The sequence below is a fragment of the Kitasatospora sp. NPDC127035 genome (assembly GCF_042726075.1).
GTDB lineage: Bacteria > Actinomycetota > Actinomycetes > Streptomycetales > Streptomycetaceae > Kitasatospora.
Map to the genome: position 1 here is coordinate 50,764 of NZ_JBHXDN010000035.1, position 25,655 is coordinate 76,418.

The window sequence follows — 25,655 nt, forward strand, 5'->3', positions numbered from 1 at the left end:
AGGACGTCCTCGGCGTTCGGTGCGCGTTCGGTGCGCGTTCGAGCCAGGTCGCCTCGGGCTCGCCGCAAAGGAAGGTGCGCCACCTCGCCGCCCTCATTACTCCCTCGCTACCAACATGAGCCGCGCGTCATCAAGAGGCGGCCCCGGAAGAAGCATCCCCGCGATCAAGCGGGCGGCAATCAGGCTGGAGCCCGTTCTCAAGGACTACCGCCTGGTGATGTTCGACCAGCGCGGCACCGCGGGGACGAACAACCACGGCCGACGCGCCGGGCGCGCTCTCGGTGGCGGGCGTGCGTGCCCGGTGGTGGACTGGAGGACGGACGAAGCGGGCGGGCGCGCGTCGCCGGGAAGCACCTGCTGGAAGGAGCGCTCCGGTGGAGCCATTGATCGCGCTGGTCGTCGGGTTCACTGCAGCCCGACTGGCGGGTCTACTGGGAGCGGACGCGCTCGCCGGCTGGCAGCCCGCCCTGCGGGCAGGGCTGGTGGCCATGTTCCTGCTCACCTCGATCGCGCACTTCGCCCCTGCCCTGCGGCCCGACCTCGTCGACATGGTCCCGCCGTGGATGCCCCGCGCCGGCCTGCTCGTGACGATCACCGGCCTGCTCGAAGCCGCCGGAGCGATCGGCCTGATCATCCCCGCCACCGCGCGATGGGCCGCCGGCGGACTCATCGCCCTCATGATCGCCGTGTTCCCTGCCAACGTCTCCGCCGCCCGCAGGAACACCGCCCAGGGAGACCCCCTCGGCCCGCGCACCCTCCTCCAGATCCTCTACATCGCCGCAGCCGCCGCTACCCTCGTCCGGACACCGCGACACCCCGCGGCCGCCATCCGCACCGCGTGACGGCCGGCCGCCGGCCGCCGGATCGGATCGCAGAACGGCGACACGAGGAGACCGGCATGGGCACCTGGGGCATCGGCCCTTTCGAGGACGACACGGCGGCGGATTTCGCCGACACCCTCGACGAGACGGCCCTGGACGAACGCGAGAACCTCATCCGCAGCACGCAGAACCGCGCCGTCGAGGCCCGCGGCTATCTGATGCCGGTCTGCGCGGACGGTTCGGGTGATCGGTTCGAGCCGACGGGTTCACCGGTGTCTCGTCATCATCTCGTTACGCAGTGCTCCCGGGTGGGAACATGCCGGAGGACAGACGTACCGGACACGGCAGAAGGAGTGAGGACATGGCAGAAGGTCAGCAGAGGCTGGAGACCAAGCAGATCAGCGGGCAGATCATCACGCACACCATCGTCAAGCCGACCAACGACTACGCCCTCTCCGAGAAGGAGGAGGAGAAGCGTGCTGCTGCGCTGGACGAGGCGGACACCGCCTCGGAGTGACGTTGGGTGATGCCAAACCCCGCACGCCGGGCCCAACTCGTCGGTCAGATGCCGAGGCGGCGCTCGCGCAGCAGCCTCTCGGCCAGGCCCTTGTACGGGTCGGGCCCGGCGTGCGGGGTCAGTCCGCCGACAGCCGGCAGGAGCTTCGGCGCGGCGACGACGGCCAGGACCTCCGCGTGCTTGCGCACCGCTGCTTCGTCACAGCCCTGGACTCGGGCGATCCGACCTGGGGGCCGTCCACCGCTGCACCCCGAACAGCAGAAGTACCCGGTACGACGAGCCGGCCGGGGTACGGCCCTCCCCCGTCTGTGAGCAGGTCGGGACGAAGGAGAATGTCAGCGTCCGCGCCGGGGGTGGGGTGTGCCGGTCCGGTCAGGACGGCGTGCCGCGCCGATGGACCGGCGGGCAGTAGGGGGCCGGCGGCTGCGGAGCGGGACCGGTGTGCACCGACCGTTCCGTGCATGCCCCATTGGTATAGACATATCCGCTCCGCCGCTCCATGATGGAAGGCACTTCCCGAGGTCGCACACACCCCGTCGCCATCCTCACCCGAAGCCACCGTGTGACACCTGGCCGTAGCCGATCCCACCCCGGACGAATGCGCGGCCATCGCGCACCGAGCCGTCCAGGGCACCGCCCGGCGGCGTGCGCCACACGCCTGCCGTACCGGCGAGGAGCGACGATGACCATCACCCACGAGCAGCCCACCCTGATCGGGAGCAGCGCGGTCTACCTGCGCTGCTACCCCTACGACCACTGGGACATGGCCGCTCACCGGTGGGCGCTGGAGGACCACGCCCAGCAGCTCGGCCTCGGAACCCCCAGGCTCTACCTGGACAACGGCACCTCGTCCTCCGCGCTGCGCCCCCAGCTGCGCATCCTGCTCGCCCGGGCCTCCAAGGGTCTGGTCGACACCGTGCTGGTGCCCGGCCTCTGGGTCTTCTCCCTGGAGGGTGCCACCGCGGACTCCGTCGCACAGTTCCTCCGTGCGGCCGGCACCCAGGTCGTGGAACTCCCCCGGCGCCGGACCCGCGCCGAAGCCCGCGCCTGACCGCACCGCCCGGAGGAGACTTCGGGGGCGCCCTGGAACCCCCTCTGAACACGTCCCGAACCCTTTCGGTGATCCGTTCGCGCGACCCGCACGCCGGCGGCTGCGACCGACCGGACCCTGATCTTCTTCGCCCGCGCCGAGCCGTTCGGAGCGTCCTCGGCCGCGGGCGGTCAGTCGCCGGGGTGGGCCATGGCGTCGATGGCGATCGCGGCTGCCAGAACGGTGGCGTGATCGGTGTCGGGACCGATGCCGAGACCGTAGGTGTCGCGCAGCCGGAACCACCTCTTGGAGACCTCGGCGACCTTGTAGCCGTCCCGTTCGATCGTGTACTCGTGGTCGACGATGTTGCCGTGGACGGTCAGGTCGCCGCCCTCCTCCTGCTTGATCCGCCAGTGGTCCCGCACCGGCCCCACCAGGCCCTTCTTGACCAGCGCGATCCGGTGGCCGTCGGCGTCCTCGATCTCCATCGAGTCCTTGATCCGCATCGGCCGGCTCTGCACGGCGGCGACGCGGTGGCCCTCGCGGTCCTCGATGGCCCACGTCCGGCGCAGGCGCATTGCCTTTCCGTTGACCTTGTAGACGTGGTCACCGGCCTCGTCGTCGATCCAGTAGTCGTCCCCGATGGAGAAGACCTTCTGCTGCATGCGGTAGCGGGTGACGCCCTCGCCGTCGTCGAAGGCGTTGTTGGCCCGGTGGCGGGCCCGTCGTTCGCCGAACATCCTCGGCTCCCTTCCCCGGTGGGCGGGCGGTTCACCCCGCCTCGGCGCCGGTCGTGATCAACGGCCGCTCGCCCCCGCCGGCCGGCAGGTCCTTCCGGTACTGCCATCGCACCCCGCCGGGACCGGCCGGGCCACCGACGGCCGGGCGCGCTGCGCCGTACAGGTGAACGGCGTGCACATGGACCGGGGCCCGGCCGGTCCCGGCGGGGCGGCGTCCGGCCTCCGGGGCGCGAGGCGGACGGGGAGGGCGCCAGGAGAAGGGGGCCGGGCCGACGCGGGCCCGCGCCTGGTTAGGCCGCCGGTGGGAGCTCCGGCGGCCGAACGGGTTCGGGACGCCGAGCCTGTCCGGCGGTTCGCCGCGGGGCTGTTACTGCTGCCGCATGGACGATTTCGTACGCAGGGCGGCGTTCCCCGTCGCCGGGGCGGTCACGGCCGCCGGCCTCGCCAGCGTGGTGCTCCTCGGACAGGGCCAGACCCCCGCAGCGGCAGTGCTCCCACCGGGCACGCTCGCCGGCGCGAAGCTGGTGCAGCTGACCACCCCCTCGGTGCCGCCCCTGGGCTTCACCCCGTACAGCGGGACCTACGGCACGGCGCTCAGCACGTTCGTCGGCGACACCGACGACGGGGACTTCAGCGACCCGGACGGCATGCTCAGCCGCATCACCATCAGCACCATGACGACCCGGACCGCCGCCGACGCCGCGAAGTACTACGCCCAGGCCCAGCTCACCGACCTCGTCGTCCGGCTCGGCAGCAAGGACCTGATCCGCATCGCGCCCAGCGGCACGGTCGCCTCCATGGACTCCTACGCCGAGTGCGTGCCGCCGCCCGTCGGGCCCTACGCCCTGGCCTACAACCGGACGGACGCCGGCCAGATCACCGTCCTCGGGCAGCTCGTCCCCATCGGCACCTCCACCCTCGCCGTCACCGGCGCCGACCTCGACAGGCCCGAGATCGGACCCAGCACCCTCACCGTGACCGTCGCGCCCCACCAGGACCCGGCCGCACAGAACCGGCAGGACACCGCGGAGGCCTGGCTCGACATCGACGTCCGGGGCACGCTCAACGACACCGGCGGCAACCAGCTCTACCAGGGGGAGGTGACGAACCTGCGCCTGGGCGAGGTCGAGGTCAGCTGCCGGGCGGGCACGCCCTCACCCACCCCGACGCCGTCGCCGAGCCCGTCCCCCACGCCCACGCCGTCTCCCTCGCCCACGCCCACGCCCAGCCCGTCCCCCACACCGACACCCACACCGTCTCCGTCGCCGTCCCCCTCCGGGTCGCCCACTCCCCGTCCGACGCCGACACCGGCTCCCACCCCTACCCCGACCCGGGTCCCGCATCCGTCTCCGAGCGGGGAACTGCCGGAGACCGGAGCCGGGCCCGGTCTCCCCCGGGTCGCAGGCGCCTCGGCGTTCCTGCTGGTGGTCGGCGGTGCCGTGGTCCTCGCCTCCCGGCGCCGTCCGCGCCACTGAGCCGAGCGGCCGCGCGCCGGGTCCGCCCGGCGCGCGGTCGTCCGGTCGTCCGGTCGCTGACGACACCGGGGGCGGTGTCCCCGGGCGAGGCGGGAGCGCCGGGCACCGGGCCGGCCTGCTCGGCGAGGGGCGGCACGCCCGGGCGGTCGCGTAGGCTCGCCCGGGTGCCGCCCGGGTGCCGCCCGGGGCGGGGACGGCCGGGGGAACGGGGTGGGCTGGGTGTTGTCGGATCGTACGCGGGCCGAGTCGCTGCTGCGGGGCGCGGCGGCCACCTGCGAACCGCAGTTGCGGCACTGGGTCGGGCAGTTGGGCGGTGCGCTCGGGGAGGTGGCGGCGTACCACTTCGGATGGTCCGGCGGGTCCCCGGCTGGGGGGCGCGGCGGCAAGAACGTCCGGGCGGCCCTGACCCTGAGCTGTGCCCGGGCGGTGGGCGGGGAGCCGGACCTCGCGGCACCCGCCGCCGTGGCGGTGGAGATGGTGCACAACCTGTCGCTGCTGTACGACGACGTCCTGGACGGCGATGCGGTCCGTCGCCACCGCGCCTCCGCCTGGGAGGTGTTCGGTCCTGCCGCCGCGACCAGGTCGGCCGACGCGCTGCTGATGGTGGCGTTCGAGGTGCTCGCAGGCCCCGGCGGCGAAGCGGTCGCGGGCGGGGCGTTCTCAGGCGAGGCGGTCGCGGGCGAGGCCACGGCGGCCCTGTTGGACACGCTCGTCCAGCTCGCGGTGGGTGAGGGCCTGGACGTGCTGTTCGAGGGTGAGCCGCGCATCGGACTGCCCGAGTGCCTGGAGATGGTGTCGGGCAAGACGGCGTCCCTGATCTCCTGTGCCTGCCGGCTGGGCGCCCTCTACGGCGGCGGCGGGCCGGCGCAGGTCGAGGCCCTGGCCGCGTTCGGCCACGACCTGGGGATGGCGTTCCAGCTGGTGGACGACGTGCTGGGGATCTGGGGCGACGATGCGGTCACCGGAAAGCCGGTCTTCGCGGACCTGCGGGCGCGCAAGCTCTCGGTACCGGTGGTCGCCGCGATGGCCTCGGACACCGCGGCAGGTGACGAACTGGCCCGCCGCTACTCCCTGCCGGCCGCCCCGGACCGCGCCGAGGAGGCGGCGCTGGCCCTGCTGGTGGAGGAAGCCGGCGGCCGGCACTGGACGGTGGAGCGCGCCGCCGGGCACGCGGAGGAGGCCCGGCGCCGGCTGCGGCAGCTCATCGACGAACCGGGCACGGTACCCGGAGCCGTAGACGACCTCGACGCGCTCTGCGAACTGATCGTCAACCGGTCGTACTGAAGCGGCTGTCCCCCGTGCGGGAGGACCACGGCGGCGGGGTGTCGAGGATGTGCGCCCTGCCCTGCCGGTAGAGCGCGGCGTCCACCTCCTTCAGCCGGCGGAGCTCCTCCGCCTCGTACAGGGCGTGGACGACGGCCGGCTCGCCGCCGTGGCCGGCGGCCCGCAGCAGCGCGTTCGTCGCCGCCCGGCCGCTCTGGTTCGCGCCCTCCATCGTGGCCAGGTTGACCGGGCAGCGGACGAAGTCGCCGGCCATGAACAGGTTCGCCGCGGCCGTCTCCGCCGTCGGGCGCAGCTCCCAGGAACCGGTGGTGTTGATCAGCAGGGCCTCGTCGTTGGTGGCGGGCCCGGGGCCGTCGAGGTTCCTGACGGCCGGGTCCAGGTGCCAGGAGTGGAGCAGACCCTCGTGGAGGGTCCGCCGACGCCCGTCGTCGAGGGCGTCGGTGAGCTGGGCCCAGACCTCGGCGACGACCTCGGCCCGGGTGCACTCGCGGGCCGGCTTGCCGTAGAGGATGCCGGGGGTGTCCCAGGAGGAGATGTCGACCGACAGGCAGTCGGCGACCGTCCCGTCGCCGTAGGTGGCGCGGAAGTCGGTGTCCCAGAACTGGGCCTGGCTGATGGAGGTCAGCGCCCACGGGGAGTCCTGGTAGATGACGTGACCGCGGGTGATCGGGGTGGGTTCGGTGAGGTAGAACTGCAGGCCGACCATCCAGTCGGTACGCAGGCCCGCCGTCTTCTTGAGCTCGGGGTCGGCCTCGGCCAGGCCGCGTTCCAGCAGCGCCCCGATCCGGTCGACGGGGAGCGCGCACACGTACCAGTCGGCGTCCACCTCCCGCCGCCGGGTGCCCGGGCCGCGCAGCACCGCGCCGACTACGGCGCGCCCCCGCACCCTCAGGCGCTCCACCCGCCAGCCGAGTTCGAGCCGCACCCCGAGCCGCTCCAGGTGCCGCACCCAGGGGTCGATCCAGGCCGTGCTGGTCGGCGCGTTCAGGACCCGGTCGGCGGCCTGGGCCTCGCCCCGGCCCAGGAAGCCGTAGCCGAAGGCCTCCAGGAACCCCCCGACGGTGTGCGCGCTGCACACCTCAGCCCTGGCCGCCACCACCGTGCGGGTCGCCCCGACGACGCACACCTTGCGGTACTCCTCGGAGGCGCCGTCCGCGGCCGTGAAGTCCCACCAGGAGGTCCGTTCCCACTGTCCCAGCCGCCGCTCGGCGCTGCTGGTCATGTAGACCAGCATGCGGTTGGCGAAGTACAGCAGTTCCTCGTTCAGCTCGCCCTCGGCGCCCAGCCTCATGCCCCGGGCGCGGAGGATCTGCAGGGGTGTCCTCGGGCCGGTGGCCAGGGACACGTCGGCGACCGTCTCGCCGATCCGCCCCGACCGTGCGGACAGCATCTGCGGCGCTTCCCGCAGGTTGCCCTCCACGCCCGAGGACGAGCCCTCCAGGGGGATCCGCCGCATCGTGTCGGGCAGGCTCCGGTAGAAGCCGGGGAAGAACCGGAACCCGTGCTCGCTGGGCAGGTCGAGCCGCCCGCCGGTCCCCGTCCCGGGGACCGAGGCGCTACGGGCCTTGCCGCCCCACCCGGAGGGCTCCACCACGGTCACCTCGAAGCCGCGCTCCGCCAGCTCCATGGCCGCCGTCAGCCCGGCCACCCCACCACCCAGCACCACGACCGTCCGCCCCGAACCCCCCGACACCCCGCACCCCTTCCGGCCGACCACCGCTCACCGGCCCCACCCGACCCGTACGGGAACGATAGAGCAGACGGTTCGTCAGCCGTCCGCCCGGTCCGCGACCGGCGGGCACGGCGGGGTGAGTGGACGCGCTCGCGTGGGAGTGCGGGTGCCGGGGCAGGCGGGGGCGCCTCTTCCGGCCGTCAGGCCGCCGTCCCTGGTGCTCAGCGGGTGTCAGAGCTGTGTGAAAGGCTTCTTCGGACGGTTCCGGTTCGTGGGAGAGGCGACGATTGTGTTGCTGATGGGCGAGATCTGGCAGCTGCGGAAGCAGGGTGAGGTTGTCGGCGAGATCGTGATCGAGGACGTCGACTTCCCCTGGGTGTCAGGCCGGTTCCTGCCCGCTCCCGGCTTCGCCGCGGTGAAGCCGCTGTTCGATCGCGAGCTCGTGCTGGCCGAAGAGGAGGACATCGGCGAGTGGGAAGCCGTCACCGATGAGATCCGCCGGACCCTGGAGCTGGCCGCCCCGACAGGCCCGGTGGCCGAGTTCCTGCTCCATGTCGACGGTGACCGTGCCTGGTTCCGCTGGAGCGACGAGCCGTTCGAGCAGGAGACCTCGTAGTGAGCGGCCGGGCTCCTGCTCCTTCTGAAACCCCGAGCCGACCTACGATCAATTCGGCTAAGCGGCGCCGCTACCGGGAACCGGACCCGTACACGGACCTGGAGATGATCCGCGCCGCGCGAGGCCCAGTGACCGCAGGACGCTTTCCGCCTACGGATCCGCGAACCGTCCGACGCACGACGGGTGTGGCCGAGCGAACACGGAGGTCGAAGGCTCGGTAGCCGTCACGCCGATCAGTCCAGTCGTTCGAGGGTGTGCCGGAGCTCTCCCGTCTCCAGCAGCCCAACGATCACATCCACCATCCCCGCTATGCCTGCGGAACGGACGATCACGCCGTCGGAGCACGAGAAGTACCGGCCGCCCAGTGCTTCTCCGGTGCCGTCCCACCGGTTCATCAGCCGGCCGACTTCGTCGACGGTCAGGATCGTCGCGCCCCACCGTGATCCGTCGGGGAGGAGGACTTCGGCATCGGCGTTGCAGACGCCGTCGAGATCCTCGTACGGATCCAGGAGGAAGCGGACCTCGAAGTCGTCGTTGCGGACTCGATAGTAGGGGCCGTCCCACCCCGCCTCGGTGTCGGGCCGATCAGGGTCGTCGGTCGCGGCGTCGGGCCCGGCGTGGTCGTCGGGTGCCCGCGGGTACAGGTCGAGCGCGATGTCGAGGCCGAGGTCTCCGGCCTCTCGGAGGAGAGCGGAGGGGAGAGCGCATCCGCCCTGGCCGTTCTCACTGCCGAAGCCGAGGAACAGCTCCAGCTTGCAGTCGGCGGCCAGGCTCGCCACCGCGTCGTGCTTGCCGGCCAGACGTCGGAGGAGTTCGGCCACGTGCTCCTCGGGCCATCGGTCGTTGTCCAGGCCACTCGCGAGAATCCAGACGGCGGCCTCACGCCGCTGGCTGAGCGGGTTCCGTGGACTTGAGAGGCTTCCCCGCTCGTACTCGCTGTCGGGGCTGATGCCCAGCCGCACCGAGATCTCACTCGCACAGATGGTCCAGCTGGTGATCCGCAGGGATCCGGCCGACCACTTCGAGGGCGGCATCGGCGGTAGCTCCATCGGTTCGTCAGGCACGGCGACACCATGACAGGTCACCGTGCACCTGGCCAGCAGGTTTCTTGGTCGGCGCCGTCCTGACGGCGTGCGGCCGGGAGGGCCGTGACGGCGGCGGACGACGGCCCGGTGCCGTCGACGCCCCGTGGCCCGGATCAAGACGTGAGCGCCGCCGCCCCGTGCGGGTTCAGGGCGCCAGGACGACCCTCCCGAACACCTCTCCCGCGTCCATCGCGCGGTGGGCCCGGGCCGCCTCGTCCAGCGGCAGCACCTCGTGCACGACCGTGCGCAGGTCCCCGCGCGCGGCGTCGGCGAACTGGGCGGCCCGAACGGCCTGCCGGTCGGGGCCGGGCACGGTGTCGGAGCTGAAGGTGGCGAACGACAGCGACCTGCGGAAGGCGTCCATCAGGCGCATGCCGAAGTCCGCCGGAGGCTGCCCTCCGACCACACCGACGGCCACGTACCGCCCGTTGGGGTTCAACCTGTCCAGGAACCGAGGCAGTTGGGGGCCTCCCACCACGTCGACAACGACGTCGAAGCCCGCCGGCGTGTCCGGGCCGCCCTCACCCGCGCGGTCCAGGACGTACGTGGCTCCCAGGTCCTTCAGCCGCTCGCCGCGCCCGGCCGACGAGGCGGTGACCGCCACCGTACCCGCGCCGCCCCTGGCGGCAAGCTGAACCGCCGTGATCCCGATGCTGCCGGCCGCACCCCGCACGAGGACCGTCTCCCCGGCAACGAAGCGGGCCCGCTCCAGCGCGAAATGGGCGACCACCCCGGAGCCGCCGAGGGCGACCGCGTCGACGCCGGTCAGGCCGTCGGGAAGTTCGAGAACGTCGTCGACCGAGGCGACGGACTGCTCGGCGTACCCGCCGGACAGACCGGTGAACGCCCACACACGCCGCCCGATCCACTCACGGTCCACGCCCTCACCCACGGCGATGACAGGCCCCGCGGCCTCACTGCCCAGGACATGGCCCGCCCGGAAGCCGTAGGCGGCGAGCGCGCCCCGGCGGATAACGGCGTCCACACCACCCACCCCGACCGCCTCCGTGGCGACCAGCACCTGCCCCGGAGCGGGTGCGGGCACGGGCAGGTCGACGACCTCCAGACCACTGGGGTCTCCGAACCTCTCGATGACGACGGCTTTCATCTCTGCTCCTCGGGCCGTTGGACGGAGGGACACCGCTGCTGCGACCGTGAGGCAGCACCGCCATCGGAACGTAACGGACGGATCCGTCCGCCCGACCGAAATGAGAGACGATGACCGGCCACTTGTCTCGGGCTGCACGCTCCGACGCGCGTGACAACCGGGCCCGCATCCTGGCCGCCGCCCGCACCGTGTTCGGCGAGAGCGGCCTGGGCGCACCCATGCGCGACATCGCCCGGCACGCGGAAGTCGGCCACGCCACGCTCTACCGGCACTTCCCGACCAAGCAGGCGCTGATCGCCCAGACCTTCACCGAGCAACGCCGGGCCTGCCGCACCGCCGTCCGCGACGCCCTCACGGACCCCGACCCGTGGCACGGACTCCGGAGCCTGATCGAGCGGATCTGCGAACTCCACGCGTACAGCCGGGGATTCGCCGACGCCTTCATAGCCGCCAATCCCGACGCCGCGGACTTCGCCGCCGACCGCGAGCAGGCCGAGCGTGCCATCGCGGAACTGGCCCGCCGCGCCCAACAGACCGGCCGGCTCCGCGCCGACTTCGTCGTCGACGACCTGATCCTCATGCTCATGGCCCACCGGGGCCTCCACGATGCTCCGGGCCCTGCCCGGCTCACGGCCTCCCGCCGCTTCGCCGCCTACGTGATCGAGGCGTTCCGCGCCGCACCCGAAACGGAAGCACCCGTACCTCTGCCGCCGGCGCCGCACCTGCGGACCCGTACACCGACGTAGGGTGGCAGCACAGTCGGCCCCCGGGCCTTCCCGACTTCTCCCGGCTCTCCGAGGTCTGAAGGGTGCGCTCACCGAATCGGTCGACGTACTTCGCCGAGAAGTTGTGCACTGTGGCCTCGGGAGGTTCCTCGCCGCGGATCCGCGCCACCTGTTGAAAGCTCGCCGGATCGGCTGTGGTGATGTCGTCGAAGCATCCTTGGACTGACGGTTACTCTGGGTAGCTACAGCGGGACCGAAGGACCGCCGCACCGCCAGGACGCGTGATTCCCGGTCGCCCCATGGCCCGCCGGGGCGCATCGGGCGGGACGGATCCCGCTCCCGGTGCGCGTCGATCGCCCCGTTCCTCGGCCGAACCGTGACGAGAACGATAACCGGTGGGGCTGGCCCGGCGGGTCGCCGAGCGGTTTCCTGTCGTCATGACCGATTCCGGGGCACTGTCCCGGATTATCCGGATTCCCGGGGCGTGACACATGAAACCGGTTCGTACCGATACTTCCGCAGCCGTCTACCTGCGCTGCTACCCCTTCGACCCGAGCGGGATGGGAACGCACCTGCACGCACTGCGGCACCTCGCGAACGAGCTCGGGTTCGCGCCTCCGGCCGTGTTCCTCGACAACGGCTGCCGCTCCCGGGGCCCGCTCCCCGCCCTCCAGCGTCTGATCGGGCTGCTGACCGCGGGCGCCTTCCGCGCGGTGCTCGTCCCGGGCCCGTTCGTCTTCTCCCTCTCCGACCTCGAAGCGCGCTCGATCTGGTCCCAACTCACCAGTTCGGGAAACCGTGTGATCGAACTCCCGGCGTCTGCGCTGATCGCCCAGTGGGGGTGGGGGCGGTGATCACGAGCTCGGATCCGGCCTGGTCCCGCTGGGTGGGGCGCACGGTCGACCTGCCCGACGGCGGCCCCGGAATCGTCCGCATGGCCCGGCGCGAGGTCGCCGCGGACGTGCTGTGGGCCGTGGACGCCCGCGGGACCGTACACCGGATCACCCGGCACCACACACCGCCGGGCCCGTGCGTCCACGCCGCCCACCCGCCGGCCGCCCGCCCACCCGCGCACGCGCCGCCCGCCGCACCCGGCGTGGAATGCGCGTGAGGCGCTCGCCCGGGCGGCTCGGTCGGGGCTCCTGGAACGCTCTGGTTCTTGGGCGCGCACCGTGTGGGCCCGGGCAGGGGCCGACCCACCATGGGGTGGGTCGGCCTTCCGGTCATGCTGATGGTGTTGCCGGTACCGGCACGGTCATCGCGCGGTGGCCTGTCGCTGGTAGAGGCTGATCTCAGCGGCTGAGGCGTAGCCGGCGCCGTTGGCGGCTCGTGTGGTCTTCAGTCGGATGTGGCGGGTGGTGGTGTCGGGGAAGGTGATGTTCTTGATGCCCGGGCCGGGCGGGAAGGTGCCGCTCGCCACGGCGGTCCAGTTGTTTCCGTCCGTACTGGTCAGGATCTGGTAGTCGGCCATGGTGCCGTTGGTGCCGCCGTCCTCGCGCGGGAGGTAGTCGAGCCTTCCCACGGTGCGGGAGCGGCCCAGGTCGATGTCGATCCAGTGCGGCATGGGGGTGATGTCGGTGCCGTACTGCGTGTGCCAGATGGTGGAGTTTTTTCCGTCGATGGCGTTGGCGGCCTGGCCGTTCTCCCGTACGGTCTCGGTGCTGTCGGCGGTGGCTGTCCAGCCGTCGCGCGGGATGGCGGTGTAGGCGGCGGTGCCGGTGGTGGGCGCGGCCTCGAACACCACCACGTCGTGTGGCTGCAGCGTGATGCCGGTCGGTGTGCCGCGTTGAGCGGTGAAGGCGGCGCGCAGGCCGTCCTTCTCGGTGAAGCGGTACGCGCCCTGGGTGCCGCCGGGCAGCTCGAAGATCTGCTGCGGGTCCACCGTGAAGGTCTTGGCCGTGGCTGAGGGATTGCGCAGCATCAGCATGCCCTTGGACGTGCCGGCGGTGGAGTTCCAGGCGGCGGTGCCGTAGATGTCGCCGGCTGCTGCGTCGCCGCCGATCCAGTGGACGTCGGTGAGCAGGTCCTGGTTGGTGCGGGCCCACTTGGCGTTGGCGGCCAGGGTGTCCCAGAACCAGGGTGCTCCCGGAAGCTCGGGGCGTACCAGTGTGTTGCGGACGTAGAGTTCTTGCAGTCCCATTCCCTGCGCGAAGTAGGAGCGGATGTCGTTGGAGACCTCGTTGCGGACCGACTGCTTCGAGAGGTCGTGGTCGGCGCCGAACTGTGGGGCCCGGTCGGAGAAGACGATGCCGTGGTTCATCACGGAGGGGACGGGGAAGAGGGGGTTCTGGGTGGCGATGTTCCGGAAGGTCTGGGAGTCGCGGTAGTTGACGTACTTCTCCCGGGGGGAGCCGTCGCCGGTCTGGCCCGCGTCCTCGCCGTCGCGCCAGATGGAGTCGACGTACCACAGCCAGTAGGGGGATCCCCAGGTTCCGACGGTGGCGTTGACCCAGACGTCCTTGTTGCGGCCGCGGAGATCGGTGGTGAGATCGAGCAGGGCTTCGTAGTCGGTGAGGTAATTGCTGTTGGGGCCGGACTGGTTGAGTCCCCCGCCGATGCCGTCGAACTTGAAGCCTCTGACGCCCTGATTGTCCATCATGTCGAAGGCCACCGCGCGGAAGCGGGCGTAGTAGTCGGGGTCGCTGAGTTTGAACCTGCCGCCGCTGTGGGTTTCGTACTGTTGTGCGGCCGGCTTGCTCCTGTTCAGCTGGTTTCGTGCGTCCGCGCTGGTTCCGTAGCCGCCGAAGGGTGACATCCACACCGACAGCGACGCTCCGCCGTACTGGGCGGCGGCGCTCTTCTGGGGGCCGAACCCGGTGGGGAACTGGGTGGGGTCGAAGGACCAGACGTTGAGGTTCGACTCGTCCGCCTTCTTGGGGGAACGCAGGTAGTCCCAGCCGTCGTCGACCCAGAAGCTGTCGATGTTGGCTCCGCGTTTGGTCAGCTCGCTGCCGAAGAGGTTGATGGCGGAGGTGAGTTCGGAGGAGTTGATGACCAGTCCCGGCGGCTTGAGGTCGAACCAGCTCTGGTAGTGCAGGAAGGTGTGGCGGCTGTGGACGCGTTCGCGTGCCAGGTAGTACTGGAAGGAGCGCCGCAGACCGCCGGCCGGGGAGACGCCGAGGGAGGCGGTGTACTCGTAGGACTTCCCGGGGGTGAGATCGCCCGCCCGGGTGAGGCCGATGGTCACGTTCGCCCCGCTGACCGTGGGCTTGGCCATGGGGTTCTCGACACCGAGGAAGAGTGTCTCCGCTCCGGGCGGGCCCGCGACCACCGGGCTGCCGTCATCGCCGCCGCCCACCCTGCTGTCGGGCAGGGTCATGTCGATCAGCTGGAGCCTGGTGACGTCGAAGGTTCCGCTGACCGGGGTGATGGTGAACCTTTGCAGGACGCTGTTCGCGCCGTCGCGCAGTTCGGCTCTCCATGTCACGTCCAGGACCTTGCCGCCCGATGTCCAGCGGAACCTCATGCCGACCGCCTTGCCGGCGACATTCTGGGAAAGGCGGGCCGCAGAGGGATCGGCCGCCAGGGCGCTCAGGGTCGGGGCGGAGGTGAGTGTGGACTGGGAGGACTTGATGACGGTGGAGTCGGCGAGGGTGAACGAGAACAGTTCACCGATCGCCGCCGGCACGCTGTTGGGAGTTCCGTTCGCGGAGTTCGTGAACGAGGAGAGTGAGACCCTGCTCCCGTTCACCGCCCACGAGGCCGAAAGAGCGTTGTTCGACAGCGTGAATCCGGACGGGGACGCCGCCCCGGTGGCCGGCCCCGGTGTGACACCGGGGAAGAGCACACCCGAGGCTGACGAGTAGACGGGGTCGGACGGCATGTCGACAGCCGCCGCTTTCAGAGGGGGACCGGCAAGGGCGAGCACCAGGACCGTGCCGACCGAGGCCGCCCGCATCCCCCCACGCCATGAAGACATCATGCGAGCTCCAGAAGAGCTAGAGCGGGAGTGGGTGGGGCAACTACAGCGCCCCCGCAGGCAATCTGTCAAGAGTTGATAAAATCCAAATCATTACGAGCAACTTTGAGCAATCCACTGCGTGGTCATGCGCATTGTCGAGTTGCACCGTTCACCGGAGCCCGGCGTGGGCGACGCCTCGGTGGTACGGCCCTCCGCGGTGGGCCGTCAGGAGGACGTCGGAAGGTTCCGGCCTCCGGCGCGGACGCGCTGGGCGGGAGCCTTGCCGCAGATCCACGAAGCTCTGCCGCATCATGAACGGGTCACGGAGGGAGATTCATGCCGCAGCCTGGTCCACGGAGCGGCGGACGGCGCCCCTCGGCACCTGCACTCCCCGGGCTCGCCGTGCTCAGGGGCTACCGGCGCGGCTGGCTGCGCGGTGACCTGCTGGCCGGCGGCACCGTCGCGGCGTACCTCGTGCCGCAGGTCATGGCCTACGCGGGCGTCGCGGGACTGCCACCGGTCGCAGGGCTCTGGGCGATCCTCCCGGCGCTGGCCGTGTACGCCCTCCTCGGATCCTCCCGGCTGCTGTCGGTGGGGCCCGAGTCGACGACCGCACTGATGACCGCCACCGTGGTCGGCCCGCTGGCCGGCGGCGACGCGGACCGCTACGCGGCGCTGGCCGCCACGCTCGCCGTGGTGGTCGGCGTGCTGTTCGCGCTGGCGTGGCTGGCGCGGCTGGGATTCGTCGCCGACCTCCTCTCGCGGCCGGTCCTGATCGGCTACCTGGCCGGGGTGGCGCTGATCATGATGGTGGACCAGCTGTCCAAGCTCACCGGCGTCGAGGTGGAGGGCGAGGGGTTCGGTCCGCAGCTGAACTACTTCGTGGGACACCTCTCGCAGGCGGACACCGCCACCATGGTCTTCAGCGCGGCGGCACTGCTCTTCCTCTTCGCCCTCGACCGCTTCGTTCCCCGCTTCCCCGGGCCACTGCTGGCCGTGGTCGCCGGCACCGCGGTGGTGGCGGCGTTCGGACTGCAGGACCACGGAATCGCCGTGATCGGCGAGATCCCGGCCGGGCTGCCCAGTCCCTCCCTGCCGGACCTGGGCGAGGTGCACCGCCTCGTGCTGCCCGCGCTCGGGGTGCTGCTCGTCGGCTACACCGACGTGATCCTCACCGCGCGGGCCTTCGAGTCCCGCGCCGAGGGCGAGCAGCTGGACGCCAACCAGGAGCTGCTCGCCCTCGGCGGGGCCAACCTCGGCGCCGGACTCCTGCACGGCTTCCCGGTGAGCAGCAGTGCCAGCCGCACCGCGCTCGCCCAGTCGGCGGGCGGGCGCACCCAGGCGTACGCACTGGCGGCCGGCGTCGCGGTGCTCGCCGTGCTGCTGTTCCTGAGCCCGCTGCTGACGTACACGCCGGCGGCCGTGCTGGGCGCGCTGGTCGTCTTCGCCGCGATCCGGATGATCGACGTGGCGGGGCTGCGCCGGCTGAAGGGGTTCCGGCGCCGGGAGTTCCTGCTGGCCGTCGGATGCCTGGTCGGGGTGCTCGCGCTCGACATCCTGTACGGGGTGCTGGTGGCCGTGGGGCTTTCGGTGGCGGAGCTGCTGAGCCGGGTGGCCCGCCCGCACGACGCCGTCCAGGGAATGGTGCCCGGTGTTCCCGGGATGCACGACATCGACGACTACCCGCAGGCGCACACGGTCCCGGGTCTGGTCGTCTACCGCTACGACTCGCCGCTGTTCTTCGCCAACGCGGAGGACTTCCGCAGCCGGGCGCTGGCCGCGGTCGCCCAGGAGGCCGGGACCGTCCACTGGTTCGTCCTCAACACGGAGGCCAACGTGGAGGTCGACATCACCGCACTCGACTCGCTGGAAGCGCTCCGGGCCGAGCTGACCGGACGCGGCGTCGTCTTCGCCCTGGCCCGGGTCAAGCAGGACCTGCGGGCCGACCTGGACGCGTACGGGCTGACCGACTCCGTCGGCACGGACCGGATCTTCCCCACGCTTCCCACCGCCGTCACCGCCTACCGTGTCTGGGCCTCCGGCGGCGACCCCGGGCCGCGGACCACCGACCGGCCGTGAGGCGGGCGGCTGCCCGGACGGCGGCGCCCGGTTGGACAGGCCCTCCGGCCCGCCGGAGGGTGACAGGTACCGGTGCCCCACCGGCCGGCCGGCCGGGTCGCCGTGCCGGCGTCGGCGCACCGGCACGCGCCGGGCCCGGTGCCCGCACCGGACGGACGATCCGAACCCGTGACCGTGACCTGGAGGAGGCGGTGTCGGCGATGACACACAAGCAGGCCAGGCGGATCGCGAAGTTCATCGAGCCGCTACGCGTGGAACCGGGCTCACGCGTGGACCTCGCCGAGGACTTCGACCCCCGCTACAAGGCCCGGATGAAGAAGCGGGACGGCGTCGAGCTACTCCGGACCGGCGTCGGCCTGCTGGCGGAGTACCAGGCGAAGCTGGCCGCGCAGGACAGCTACGGAGTACTGCTCTGCCTCCAGGCGATCGACGCGGGCGGGAAGGACGGGACGATCCGCCACGTGATGAGCGGGGTCAACCCGCAGGGCGTCCACGTCAGCAGCTTCAAGGTGCCCTCCACCGAGGAGCTCGACCACGACTACCTGTGGCGCTACGCGCGGCGCCTGCCGGCCCGCGGGGACATCGCGATCTTCAACCGGTCGCACTACGAGGAGGTCCTCGTGGTGCGGGTCCATCCCGAGAACCTCGACCGGCAGAGGCTGCCCGGGTCGGCGAAGGGTCCGGACGTCTGGGACCGCCGCTACCGCGAGATCAACGACTGGGAGCGCTACCTCTGCGACAACGGGTTCAGGATCGTGAAGATCTTCCTGAACCTCTCCGAGGAGGAGCAGCGCACACGCTTCCTGAAGCGGATCGACCTGCCGGAGAAGAACTGGAAGTTCTCCGCGGCGGACCTGCGCGAGCGCGAGCGCTGGGACGACTACCAGCACGCCTTCTCCGAGATGCTCTCCGCCACGAGTACGCCGTGGGCGCCGTGGTACGTCGTGCCGGCCGACCGCAAGTGGTTCGCGCGCATCTGCGCCGCCGCGGTCCTCGCGCACACGCTGATGGAGATCGACCCCCGGTACCCGACCGTCGGCAAGAAGGCCCGCAAGGAACTGCGGGCCGCCAAAAGGCTCCTGGAGCAGCAGGCCCCCGAAGGCGCCGAGCGCGACCCGTACGAGGCCGAGCACCGTGACTGAACGCCGGAGGGGCCTCGCCTCCGCGACGAACGGGATGGTTCGGAGGTACGGACATGGCGCCGCAAGCTGACCGGTCCGACACGGGCCCGGCCATGCGGCCCTGGTACGCGACACCGCCGGACGAGGTGGCGGCACGGCTCGGCGTGGATCCGGAGGTCGGACTGCCCGCGGCCCGGGCGGCGGAACTGCTGGCCGCGGACGGCCCGAACGCGCTGCCGGAGGAGAGTGCGCGGCCGGGCTGGCTGCGATTCCTCGACCAGTACCGCAGCTACATGCAGATCATCCTGGTCGCCTCCGCCGTGGTGGCACTGGCGATCAAGGAGTGGAGCACCGCGGTCCTGCTGATCGTCCTGACGCTGTTCAACGCGGTCGTCGGCCTGAGGCAGGAGGGCAAGGCCGAGAGCGCGATGAACGCGCTGCGGTCGATGATGAAGACCACCGCCCGGGTCCGGCGGGACGGGGCCGAGGCGGAGATCCCCGCCGAACAGCTGGTGGTCGGCGACGTCGTGCTCATCGCCGCCGGCAACACCGTCCCCGCGGACGGGCGGATCGTCTGGGCCAGTTCGCTGCAGATCGACGAGTCTGCGCTGACGGGCGAGAGCGTGCCGGCGGTGAAGGGAGCGGGAACCCTGACGGGCGACCGGCTCGGCCCGGGCGACCAGTCCACCATGGCGTTCATGAACACCCCGGTCACCCACGGCAGCGGTGTGCTGATCATCACCGGCACGGGCGCCGGGACGGAGCTCGGCAAGATCGCCGGGATGCTCTCGGCGACCGAGAAGGAGCAGACGCCGCTCACCCGGGAGCTGAACACCCTGACGCTGTGGATCGCGGCGGCGGCCGGCCTGACCATGGTCGTGATGTTCGCCCTCGGCCGCAGCCGCGACCAGGCCTGGGACGCCCTGTTCGTCAGCGCCGTGTCGCTGGCCGTCGCCGCCATCCCCGAGGCCCTGCCCACCGTCACCCAGGTGATCCTCTCCGTGGGCAGCCTGAACCTCGCCAAGCGAAACGCCATCGTCAAGGAACTGCCGTCCGTGGAGACCCTGGGCTTCACCTCGGCCATCAACTCCGACAAGACCGGCACCCTGACGATGAACCAGATGACCGTCGTCGAGGTCCTCACCCCCACCGACCGCTACACGGTCTCGGGCAGCGGCTACGGCCTGGAGGGACGGATCCACCACGCGGCCGGATCCTCGGCGGGCGTCGAGGAGGCCGTCCTGCCGTACCTGATCGCCAGCGACGCCAGGCTGGTGGACGGCACGGTGGTCGGCGACCCGACCGAGGGTGCGCTGCTCGTCCTCGGCCACAAGGCAGGCCTGGACATCGACGCGACCCGGGAGCGCTACCCCAGGCTCGCCACACTGCCCTTCGACCCCGAGTACAAGCTGATGGCCACCTTCACCTCGGCCGTGGACGCGACGGGCCGGCCAGTCGTGCGCTGCTTCGTCAAGGGAGCCGCGCCCGCCGTCATGGCCCGCGCCGGCACCGCGCTCGCCGACGGCCGGACCGTCCCGTGGCACGGCGCGCCGAGCGCCCGTGCCGACGCGGCGTCCGAACGGATGGGGGGCGAGGGCCGCCGGGTGATGGCAGCGGCCGAGCGCGATCTCGACCCGGCGGAGTTCGACGCGAACGGGGATCTGCTCGCACTCGTCACCGATCTGCGGATGACCAGCCTGGTCGGCATGGTCGACCCGCCCCGCGCGGAGTCGAGGGACGCCGTGGCCAGCGCCCAGGCCGCCCACATCCGGGTCCGCATGGTGACCGGCGACGACGTCACCACCGGGGAGGCCATCGCGCGGCAGCTCGGCATCCCCGGCGCCGCGATCCTCGGAGCGGACTTCGCCGCGATGCCGGAGCACGAACGGCTCGCCCGGATCGACGACATCGGGGTGGTCGGCCGCGTCGCGCCCGAACACAAGGTCCTGCTCGCCGACACGCTCAAGAAGAAGGGCGACGTCGTCGCGATGACCGGCGACGGCGTCAACGACGCACCCGCCATCAAGGCCGCCGACATCGGCATCGCCATGGGCAGCGGCACCGACGTGGCCAAGAACGCCGGCCGGATGATCCTCTCCGACGACAACTTCGCCACCATCGTGTACGCCGTCGAGGAGGGGCGCAAGCTCTACGACAACCTCACCAAATACATCCGGTTCGTCCTGATGCTCCTGGTCACCTTCGTCCTGACCTTCCTCGGAGCGACGGTCTTCAACATCGCCGCCGGCGAACCGTTCACCCCGCCGCAGGTGCTGTGGATCCACTTCGTCGTCAACGCGCCCTTCGGCTTCGCCCTCGGTTTCGACCTGGCCAGCCCCGGCCTGATGCGGCGCACCCCGCGCCCGCGCGGCGAATCGCTGCTCACCCGGTCCGTCATGCTCACCGTCGGACTCAGCGGACTCGCCGTCACCGTGGCCCTGCTCCTGCTGATCAAACTGGGTGAACACCACTACGGAAGCCTGAAGACCGGCAGCTCGATCGCCTTCACCGCGTTCGCGCTCTGCCTGATCGTGGCGGCTTACGAATGCCGCAGCGAACGCGCCACCGTCCTGAGCACCAGCACCTTCGACAGCAGGCCGATGAACCTGGCGGCCCTGGGCGAATTCGTCCTCGCGGTCCTGGTGACACAGACGGACGCCTTCCGGCGCATCCTCGGCACGACCGAGCTCACCCTCGCCCAGTTCGGCTGGGCGCTGCTCGCCCCCCTCGCCCTGCTGCTCCTGTGGGAGCTGGGCAAGGTCGCGGCCCGGCGGGGCCGGTCCGCACTGTGACACCAGGCCGGGGCCGGCGTTGCCCGTTCTGCCGTCACCGGCAGACATCCCGTCCCCGCCCGGCGAGTACGGCCTCCGCCACGTCGGCCATCGCGCGGGCGTGGCTGTCCTGCTTCGCCCTGTCCGTCGGAAGCAGATCCATGTTCTCGTACACGAAAGAGCCCGCCACCCGGGTGCGGTCGTCGGAGCAGTACTCGATCGCCGACGACCCACTGGAGCTGACTACCGTACGTCCGACCAGGTCTTCCAGGGACAGGTCACTCTCGGGCTGATCGGGTTCGACTCCGGTCATCTCGAACATCGAGATCGAGAGGGCCTCCTGACCGTCCACCGTGATCTGGCAGGACCAGCGGATCCGCCCCTCGTCGCCCCGCGGTTCCACCGCCCATTCCCCCAGGCCGGGACGACCGGGCGGCAACAGGGTGCTCAGCGGAGTGCCGGCCGCCCGTTCCAACCCGCAGATCGACTGCTCGACCACCGACTCGTCCTCACCGAGCACCAACACTGTCGCCACAAGGGCCGCCGACAGCGCGGCGGCGCCGCCGAGCAGCCACCAACGCCCCCAGCGCCTGCCCGCAGGACTCTCGGGCGCCGCGACCGGCCCGGCGGCCTCCGTCGGCCTGACCTCCGCATCCGATCCCGCAGGATCGGACTCGCTTGCCTCGTTCATCGGTCATCCCTCACCCCGGGCCGCACCCGAACATCCGTACTGATCATGGATCTGGCAGCGAGAGCCTAGCGTTCTCCCGGCGTCAGGCCAGGTCAGGCAGCGACCCTGAGCTCCTGACGCGTTCGGTGGACGAACTCCCGAACGGCCGTCTCCCGGCGCCAGGGGGCGAGGGCGGCGGTGAACTCGCGGACGTAGTCCAGAGCCCGGGAGGACTGCACGCGGGCAAGGATCTCGACGGCCTGGTTTCCGAGCGCGAGGCCTTGGTCGAGGTTGCGACCCTGGAGATGGGCGGTCCCCACGATGGCCAGACGCATCCCCACTGAGCGGGTGAACACGCCCGGCTGCATGGCTGCGGCCTGCGCGTTCCAGACGAGAGCCTCCTTCGGCCTCCCCAGGTCGCGGAAGACTTCGGCGGCGTCCGCCGAGAGCCGGGCGTGGTGATAGAAGTCGATCCAAGCCGGTTCGTCGGCGCCGCCGCGGGCCTGGTCGAGAAGCGTCTCGGAGGCGGTCAGCGCGGCGGAAGCCGCCTTGGCGTTGCTGTCCCGGGCATGGGCCCGGGCCTCGATGAGCTTGGTGAAGGCCAGCACCCTGGGGGCGGCCTGGCCCTTGGCACGCTGGAAGGCGCCCTGAGTCATGTCGATAGCCTCGCTGGCGAAACCCCGCAGCAAGGTCTGCATCGCCATGGTCGTCAGCACATAGCAGCCGAGCTCGATGTCACCGCCGGCCCGCGCGAGACGGAGGGCCTGGATGAAGTGCCGCTGGGCGGCGTCGTGCTGGCCGACGTCGAAGGCGGTCCAGCCGGCCAGACGGGACAACTCGGCGGTCACCGAGAACAGCTCGCGACCCACCCCGTCGCTGAACGAACCGTTCAGCAGCGGCACCGCGCGTTCCTGCAGGCAGGCCGTGACGGAGGTGGCCTTCCAGTTCCCGCCGCCATACTTCGAGTCCCACCGCCGAGCATCATCGGCAGCCTCCCGCAGCTCGGCGAGGTCCGCGGCACCGACCCGGCCGCGGCCTCGGTGGGCGGCAGCGTCATCGGCGGGCGTGACCAGCCAGCGGGTGACCGGGGTGGTGAACGCGGAGATGGCGAAGCCCGTTCCGGTGAGGAAGTCGCGGCGGTCCACAGTGCTCCAGAACGAAGTGGCGACGCGCACGGCGTCGGCGGGGTCTCGCGGGAAATCCAACCCCACCGCGGAGTCCGGTGTCTCCGCATCCGCCATACCGATCTCCGCCAACTGCACAGGCCGGCCGAGGCGTTCGCTGATGGCCTGGGCCAGGAGCTTGGGCACCGGCCACTCGGGGACCATGCCGCGGCGGCACCAGTTCGCGACCGAGGTATGCGTATATGTCGTGGTCAGCCCGGCTTCGCGGGCGAGCTGGTTCACGCGGAGGGCCAGCGACTTGTTGCTGGCGCCCTCGCACTTGTCGATCATCCGGGCCAGAGCGCCGTTCGGCGGCTTGGCCCGGCGCGTGGTCGACGCCACAGCGTCCCCCTCAATCGGTCCCCGACTGGGCACGGGGAGTCGTACTCGACCGGGCACGAGAATTCGTACACCCGGCACCTGACGCCGGATCACCGAGGGTATTGCCTTCGCTGCACGCAGTGAACCGCTTTCGCGAGTTGTGAGCCCCCCTGCGAGCCCTGCCCCGGCCTGACCGGACGCGGTTGTCTGATGCCCCGGGCGTCCGCCGGACCGGGCCACAGACCCTCCGGCGGGGGCCTCCACCGATTCACGCTCGGGGGTGACAACCAGATGTGCGGACTCGCAGGACTGGCCGGCGCTGACGCCGTCCGCCACCACACGACCGTCGCCGCGATGGGGCTCGCTCAGCACCACCGCGGCCCCGACGGCACCCGCCACCTCACCTCGGCCGACGGCCGGGCGGTGCTGTCCATGAACACCCTGCTGATCGTCGACACCACCGCCCAGCCCGGCCCCTACCAGGACCCGGCCAGCGGTGTCGTCCTCACCTTCAACGGCGAGATCTACAACTACCGTCAGGCGGCAGCCGGTTGGGGCATCCAGCTGGAGGCGGGCGAGACGGACGCCCACCTGGTCCTGCGGGCCTGGGTCAAGCTCGGCCCCGGCTGCCTGGCCGGCCTGGACGGCATGTTCGCGGTCGCCGCCTACGACCCCCGTGAGGGCCGGCTCTTCCTCGCCCGGGACCGGCTCGGCGAGAAGCCCCTCTACTGGCGCTTGGACGGTGGCCGCCTCGCGTTCGCCTCCGAGGTCACCACCCTGACCGGCTACGGCACCGCACCCCTGGTCGTCCGACCGGAGATGCTGTCCATCGAGACGCCGACCGGCGTCGACACCCCGTTCCAAGGTATCCAGCTCCTGCCGCCGGCCGGCCTGCTGGCCTTCGAGATCGCCACCGGATCGCTCGTCCAGCGGACCTGGTGGCAGTTGGAGGGCCTGGAGCCCTGGAAGGGCGACTACCGCACGGCACTCGCCCGGTTCTCGACCCTGTTGGCCGATAGCGTCCCCCTGCGAGCCCCCGGCTCGGACTTCGCACTCCTGCTCTCGGGCGGGTTGGACTCCTCGGTGCTGGCCTACCTGATGCGGCCGCAGGTCTGCGTCACGGTCCGCTACCAGGGCCAGGACCGGCTGGACGAGTCCGCGACGGCGGCCGTCGTCGCGCGGGACATCGGCGCCGAGCTGGTCGTCATCGAGCCGACCGCCGCCGACTTCGCCCGCTGCCTGCCGGAGATCATGCACGCGCTGGACTACCCGATGGGCAACGCAGCCACCTTCTCCGAGCACATGGCCTACCGGGCGATCGCCGAGCGAGGGCTCCGGGTCGTGGTCGGGGGGCTGGGTCCGGACGAGTTCCTGATGGGCTACGTCCGCCACGCGCTCGTCCTGTTCGGTCCACAGGCGGTGCTGGACGCCGGGCTGGAGGCCTACCGGCCGCTGGCCTCCAAGCTCCTGAACGCGGCGGGCGGCCCGCTGGATCCGGCCGAGGCGATCGTGAAGCTGATCCTGCGGGGCTCGGACCCGGACGGGCGCATGCGCGAGGTCGTTGCCGACGCGCTCCGGCGGGCTGGCGGGGACTTGGCGCGCGGGCTAACGCTGGCGGACCTGGCCACCGCCTGGCGCCCGCTGGTGATGACGAGCGACAAGCTGGCGTCGGCGTTCGCGCTGGAGCGGCGCTCGCCCTTCCTGGCCCGGGACCTGGTCGAATTCTGCTACCGGCTGCCGGTCGAGCACAAGATTGGTGACCCGGCGGCCGGCAAGCGGATCCTGCGGGACGCCGCGAAGGCGCTCGGGCTTCCGCCGGAGGTCTGGGGCAGCCGGGACAAGCTCGGTTTCGCCTCCCCGGTCCCGAGCTGGCTGACCGGCCCACTGGAGCCCTGGGCGACCGCCCAGATCAGTGCCGCCCTGAACCAGGCGCCGCGCTCGCTGCGACCGCTGCTGGCCGGCGGCCTGAGGCCCGGCGGGCGGTTCGACCGCACTCGGATGCAGTCCCTGATGGCGGCCGCCTGGTTCAACGACCAGCCGGTGGAGACAGCGGCATGACGGCCCGTCAGCTCACTACGGTGAGGGGATGGACTCCCAGACTCTCCCCGACGAGCCGTCCGCCGCCGAACCGCGCGGAGCGGTCGCGATCATCACCAACGGGCTCGGCGAACTCCTCCTGCACCTGCGCGACGACATCACCGGCATCGCCTGGCCCGGCCACTGGAGCCTGCTGGGCGGCGGCTGCGACCCCGGCGAGGACCAGGCCATCGCGATCGTCCGCGAACTCGACGAAGAGGCGGGCCTGGCCGTCGACGACCTGGAAGAGCTCTTCGAGACGAAGGACACCGTCGGCTCCGGCCAGATCATCACCTTCTTCGCCGCCTCCTGGGACGGCGACGAACAGGCGCTGCCCCTCGCGGAGGGCGTCAAGCTCCAGTTCTTCGCCCCCGAGCACCTGCCCGTCCTGACCGTCCCGCCGTTCATCCGCCACGGCATCCACCGCTACCTCGCCGCCCGGCCCGCCTGACGCCCCGCCCTCCAGAGGGTCGGGGGCGC

The 25,655-nt window shown here is 71.5% G+C and carries 22 protein-coding genes and 1 pseudogene; 15 read left to right on the top strand and 8 right to left on the bottom strand.

The features are described from left to right. The first annotated feature begins 374 nt into the window (after nt 1-374). The 3 genes and pseudogenes from ACFWIC_RS23525 to ACFWIC_RS23535 all read left to right on the top strand — a co-directional run bounded on the left by ACFWIC_RS23525 (nt 375) and on the right by ACFWIC_RS23535 (nt 1,338). A complete protein-coding gene (locus ACFWIC_RS23525; RefSeq protein ID WP_380519942.1) occupies nt 375-842 on the top strand; it encodes a hypothetical protein in 468 nt (155 codons plus the stop codon). Between the two features lie 56 nt (nt 843-898). Continuing rightward, a pseudogene (locus tag ACFWIC_RS23530) lies at nt 899-1,027 on the top strand (DUF4259 domain-containing protein); the annotation flags it as partial. Between the two features lie 155 nt (nt 1,028-1,182). Beyond that, nucleotides 1,183-1,338 (top strand): hypothetical protein, encoded by a 156-nt coding sequence (locus ACFWIC_RS23535; protein ID WP_380519973.1) that lies wholly within the window; start codon nt 1,183-1,185, stop codon nt 1,336-1,338. Nucleotides 1,339-1,382: 44 nt separating this feature from the next. Here ACFWIC_RS23535 and ACFWIC_RS23540 read toward each other — a convergent pair whose 3' ends face one another. After that, complete coding sequence (locus tag ACFWIC_RS23540; RefSeq protein ID WP_380519943.1) at nt 1,383-1,526, bottom strand: hypothetical protein; 144 nt, start codon at nt 1,524-1,526, stop codon at nt 1,383-1,385. A 494-nt stretch (nt 1,527-2,020) separates the two neighbouring features. Here ACFWIC_RS23540 and ACFWIC_RS23545 point away from each other — a divergent pair, with 494 nt between their 5' ends. Then, nucleotides 2,021-2,389, top strand: coding sequence for a recombinase family protein (locus ACFWIC_RS23545; protein WP_380363126.1), 369 nt, complete (start codon nt 2,021-2,023; stop codon nt 2,387-2,389). Between the two features lie 170 nt (nt 2,390-2,559). Here ACFWIC_RS23545 and ACFWIC_RS23550 read toward each other — a convergent pair whose 3' ends face one another. Continuing rightward, entirely contained in the window at nt 2,560-3,108 is a 549-nt protein-coding gene (locus tag ACFWIC_RS23550; protein ID WP_380519944.1) for an LURP-one-related/scramblase family protein, read from the bottom strand. Between the two features lie 380 nt (nt 3,109-3,488). Between ACFWIC_RS23550 and ACFWIC_RS23555 the strand changes: the two genes are divergently transcribed. Next, nucleotides 3,489-4,583, top strand: a complete 1,095-nt coding sequence (locus ACFWIC_RS23555) for a hypothetical protein (RefSeq protein WP_380519945.1) — start codon at nt 3,489-3,491, stop codon at nt 4,581-4,583. Between the two features lie 219 nt (nt 4,584-4,802). Then, on the top strand, nt 4,803-5,867 hold the full coding sequence (locus tag ACFWIC_RS23560; protein ID WP_380519946.1) for a polyprenyl synthetase family protein: 1,065 nt from the start codon (nt 4,803-4,805) through the stop codon (nt 5,865-5,867). On the opposite strand, the gene ACFWIC_RS23565 is transcribed toward ACFWIC_RS23560, so the two are convergent. Further along, complete coding sequence (locus ACFWIC_RS23565) at nt 5,851-7,560, bottom strand: FAD-dependent oxidoreductase (RefSeq protein ID WP_380519947.1); 1,710 nt, start codon at nt 7,558-7,560, stop codon at nt 5,851-5,853. The genes ACFWIC_RS23560 and ACFWIC_RS23565 overlap by 17 nt on opposite strands. Before the next feature lie 277 nt (nt 7,561-7,837). Here ACFWIC_RS23565 and ACFWIC_RS23570 point away from each other — a divergent pair, with 277 nt between their 5' ends. After that, nucleotides 7,838-8,155 carry a hypothetical protein gene (locus ACFWIC_RS23570; RefSeq protein ID WP_380519948.1) on the top strand — a complete coding sequence of 106 codons (318 nt, stop codon included), beginning with the start codon at nt 7,838-7,840 and terminating at the stop codon, nt 8,153-8,155. Nucleotides 8,156-8,388: 233 nt separating this feature from the next. Here the strand turns inward: ACFWIC_RS23570 and ACFWIC_RS23575 are convergent, their stop codons facing one another. Continuing rightward, entirely contained in the window at nt 8,389-9,219 is an 831-nt protein-coding gene (locus ACFWIC_RS23575) for a DUF4279 domain-containing protein (RefSeq protein ID WP_380519949.1), read from the bottom strand. 166 nt (nt 9,220-9,385) lie between these two features. Continuing rightward, nucleotides 9,386-10,348: a zinc-binding dehydrogenase gene (locus ACFWIC_RS23580; protein ID WP_355403370.1), complete on the bottom strand. Its 963-nt coding sequence runs from the start codon at nt 10,346-10,348 to the stop codon at nt 9,386-9,388. A gap of 110 nt (nt 10,349-10,458) precedes the next feature. Here ACFWIC_RS23580 and ACFWIC_RS23585 point away from each other — a divergent pair, with 110 nt between their 5' ends. The 3 genes from ACFWIC_RS23585 (at nt 10,459) to ACFWIC_RS23595 (ending at nt 12,184) form a co-directional block, all read left to right on the top strand. Further along, nucleotides 10,459-11,094: a TetR/AcrR family transcriptional regulator gene (locus ACFWIC_RS23585; protein WP_380519950.1), complete on the top strand. Its 636-nt coding sequence runs from the start codon at nt 10,459-10,461 to the stop codon at nt 11,092-11,094. Nucleotides 11,095-11,564: 470 nt separating this feature from the next. Beyond that, nucleotides 11,565-11,927 carry a hypothetical protein gene (locus ACFWIC_RS23590; protein ID WP_329952428.1) on the top strand — a complete coding sequence of 121 codons (363 nt, stop codon included), beginning with the start codon at nt 11,565-11,567 and terminating at the stop codon, nt 11,925-11,927. After that, nucleotides 11,924-12,184, top strand: a complete 261-nt coding sequence (locus tag ACFWIC_RS23595) for a hypothetical protein (RefSeq protein ID WP_380519951.1) — start codon at nt 11,924-11,926, stop codon at nt 12,182-12,184. Before ACFWIC_RS23590 ends, ACFWIC_RS23595 begins: the two co-directional genes overlap by 4 nt. Before the next feature lie 144 nt (nt 12,185-12,328). On the opposite strand, the gene ACFWIC_RS23600 is transcribed toward ACFWIC_RS23595, so the two are convergent. Further along, entirely contained in the window at nt 12,329-14,701 is a 2,373-nt protein-coding gene (locus ACFWIC_RS23600; protein ID WP_380519952.1) for a discoidin domain-containing protein, read from the bottom strand. Between the two features lie 609 nt (nt 14,702-15,310). Between ACFWIC_RS23600 and ACFWIC_RS23605 the strand changes: the two genes are divergently transcribed. The 3 genes from ACFWIC_RS23605 to ACFWIC_RS23615 all read left to right on the top strand — a co-directional run bounded on the left by ACFWIC_RS23605 (nt 15,311) and on the right by ACFWIC_RS23615 (nt 20,966). Then, on the top strand, nt 15,311-17,053 hold the full coding sequence (locus ACFWIC_RS23605) for a SulP family inorganic anion transporter (RefSeq protein ID WP_380519953.1): 1,743 nt from the start codon (nt 15,311-15,313) through the stop codon (nt 17,051-17,053). Nucleotides 17,054-17,253: 200 nt separating this feature from the next. After that, a complete protein-coding gene (locus ACFWIC_RS23610) occupies nt 17,254-18,195 on the top strand; it encodes a polyphosphate kinase 2 family protein (RefSeq protein ID WP_329883509.1) in 942 nt (313 codons plus the stop codon). A 53-nt stretch (nt 18,196-18,248) separates the two neighbouring features. Continuing rightward, entirely contained in the window at nt 18,249-20,966 is a 2,718-nt protein-coding gene (locus tag ACFWIC_RS23615) for a cation-translocating P-type ATPase (RefSeq protein ID WP_380519954.1), read from the top strand. A gap of 34 nt (nt 20,967-21,000) precedes the next feature. Here the strand turns inward: ACFWIC_RS23615 and ACFWIC_RS23620 are convergent, their stop codons facing one another. Both ACFWIC_RS23620 and ACFWIC_RS23625 read right to left on the bottom strand, forming a co-directional pair. Then, complete coding sequence (locus tag ACFWIC_RS23620) at nt 21,001-21,636, bottom strand: hypothetical protein (RefSeq protein WP_380519955.1); 636 nt, start codon at nt 21,634-21,636, stop codon at nt 21,001-21,003. A 92-nt stretch (nt 21,637-21,728) separates the two neighbouring features. Further along, complete coding sequence (locus ACFWIC_RS23625; RefSeq protein WP_380519956.1) at nt 21,729-23,120, bottom strand: sporulation protein; 1,392 nt, start codon at nt 23,118-23,120, stop codon at nt 21,729-21,731. Nucleotides 23,121-23,390: 270 nt separating this feature from the next. Here ACFWIC_RS23625 and ACFWIC_RS23630 point away from each other — a divergent pair, with 270 nt between their 5' ends. Beyond that, nucleotides 23,391-25,157: an asparagine synthetase B family protein gene (locus tag ACFWIC_RS23630; protein ID WP_380361579.1), complete on the top strand. Its 1,767-nt coding sequence runs from the start codon at nt 23,391-23,393 to the stop codon at nt 25,155-25,157. Between the two features lie 28 nt (nt 25,158-25,185). After that, nucleotides 25,186-25,626 carry an NUDIX domain-containing protein gene (locus ACFWIC_RS23635; protein ID WP_380519957.1) on the top strand — a complete coding sequence of 147 codons (441 nt, stop codon included), beginning with the start codon at nt 25,186-25,188 and terminating at the stop codon, nt 25,624-25,626. The last annotated feature ends 29 nt before the right edge of the window (nt 25,627-25,655 follow it).

Bases quoted from the DNA above. Each gene is read 5' to 3' on its own strand.
- ACFWIC_RS23535 (WP_380519973.1), top strand. From the start codon at position 1,183: ATGGCAGAAGGTCAGCAGAGGCTGGAGACCAAGCAGATCAGCGGGCAG.
- ACFWIC_RS23545 (WP_380363126.1), top strand. From the start codon at position 2,021: ATGACCATCACCCACGAGCAGCCCACCCTGATCGGGAGCAGCGCGGTC.
- ACFWIC_RS23550 (WP_380519944.1), bottom strand. From the start codon at position 3,108: ATGTTCGGCGAACGACGGGCCCGCCACCGGGCCAACAACGCCTTCGAC.
- ACFWIC_RS23555 (WP_380519945.1), top strand. From the start codon at position 3,489: ATGGACGATTTCGTACGCAGGGCGGCGTTCCCCGTCGCCGGGGCGGTC.
- ACFWIC_RS23570 (WP_380519948.1), top strand. From the start codon at position 7,838: ATGGGCGAGATCTGGCAGCTGCGGAAGCAGGGTGAGGTTGTCGGCGAG.
- ACFWIC_RS23580 (WP_355403370.1), bottom strand. From the start codon at position 10,348: ATGAAAGCCGTCGTCATCGAGAGGTTCGGAGACCCCAGTGGTCTGGAG.
- ACFWIC_RS23585 (WP_380519950.1), top strand. From the start codon at position 10,459: ATGACCGGCCACTTGTCTCGGGCTGCACGCTCCGACGCGCGTGACAAC.
- ACFWIC_RS23590 (WP_329952428.1), top strand. From the start codon at position 11,565: ATGAAACCGGTTCGTACCGATACTTCCGCAGCCGTCTACCTGCGCTGC.
- ACFWIC_RS23605 (WP_380519953.1), top strand. From the start codon at position 15,311: ATGCCGCAGCCTGGTCCACGGAGCGGCGGACGGCGCCCCTCGGCACCT.
- ACFWIC_RS23610 (WP_329883509.1), top strand. From the start codon at position 17,254: ATGACACACAAGCAGGCCAGGCGGATCGCGAAGTTCATCGAGCCGCTA.
- ACFWIC_RS23615 (WP_380519954.1), top strand. From the start codon at position 18,249: ATGGCGCCGCAAGCTGACCGGTCCGACACGGGCCCGGCCATGCGGCCC.
- ACFWIC_RS23620 (WP_380519955.1), bottom strand. From the start codon at position 21,636: ATGAACGAGGCAAGCGAGTCCGATCCTGCGGGATCGGATGCGGAGGTC.
- ACFWIC_RS23630 (WP_380361579.1), top strand. From the start codon at position 23,391: ATGTGCGGACTCGCAGGACTGGCCGGCGCTGACGCCGTCCGCCACCAC.
- ACFWIC_RS23635 (WP_380519957.1), top strand. From the start codon at position 25,186: ATGGACTCCCAGACTCTCCCCGACGAGCCGTCCGCCGCCGAACCGCGC.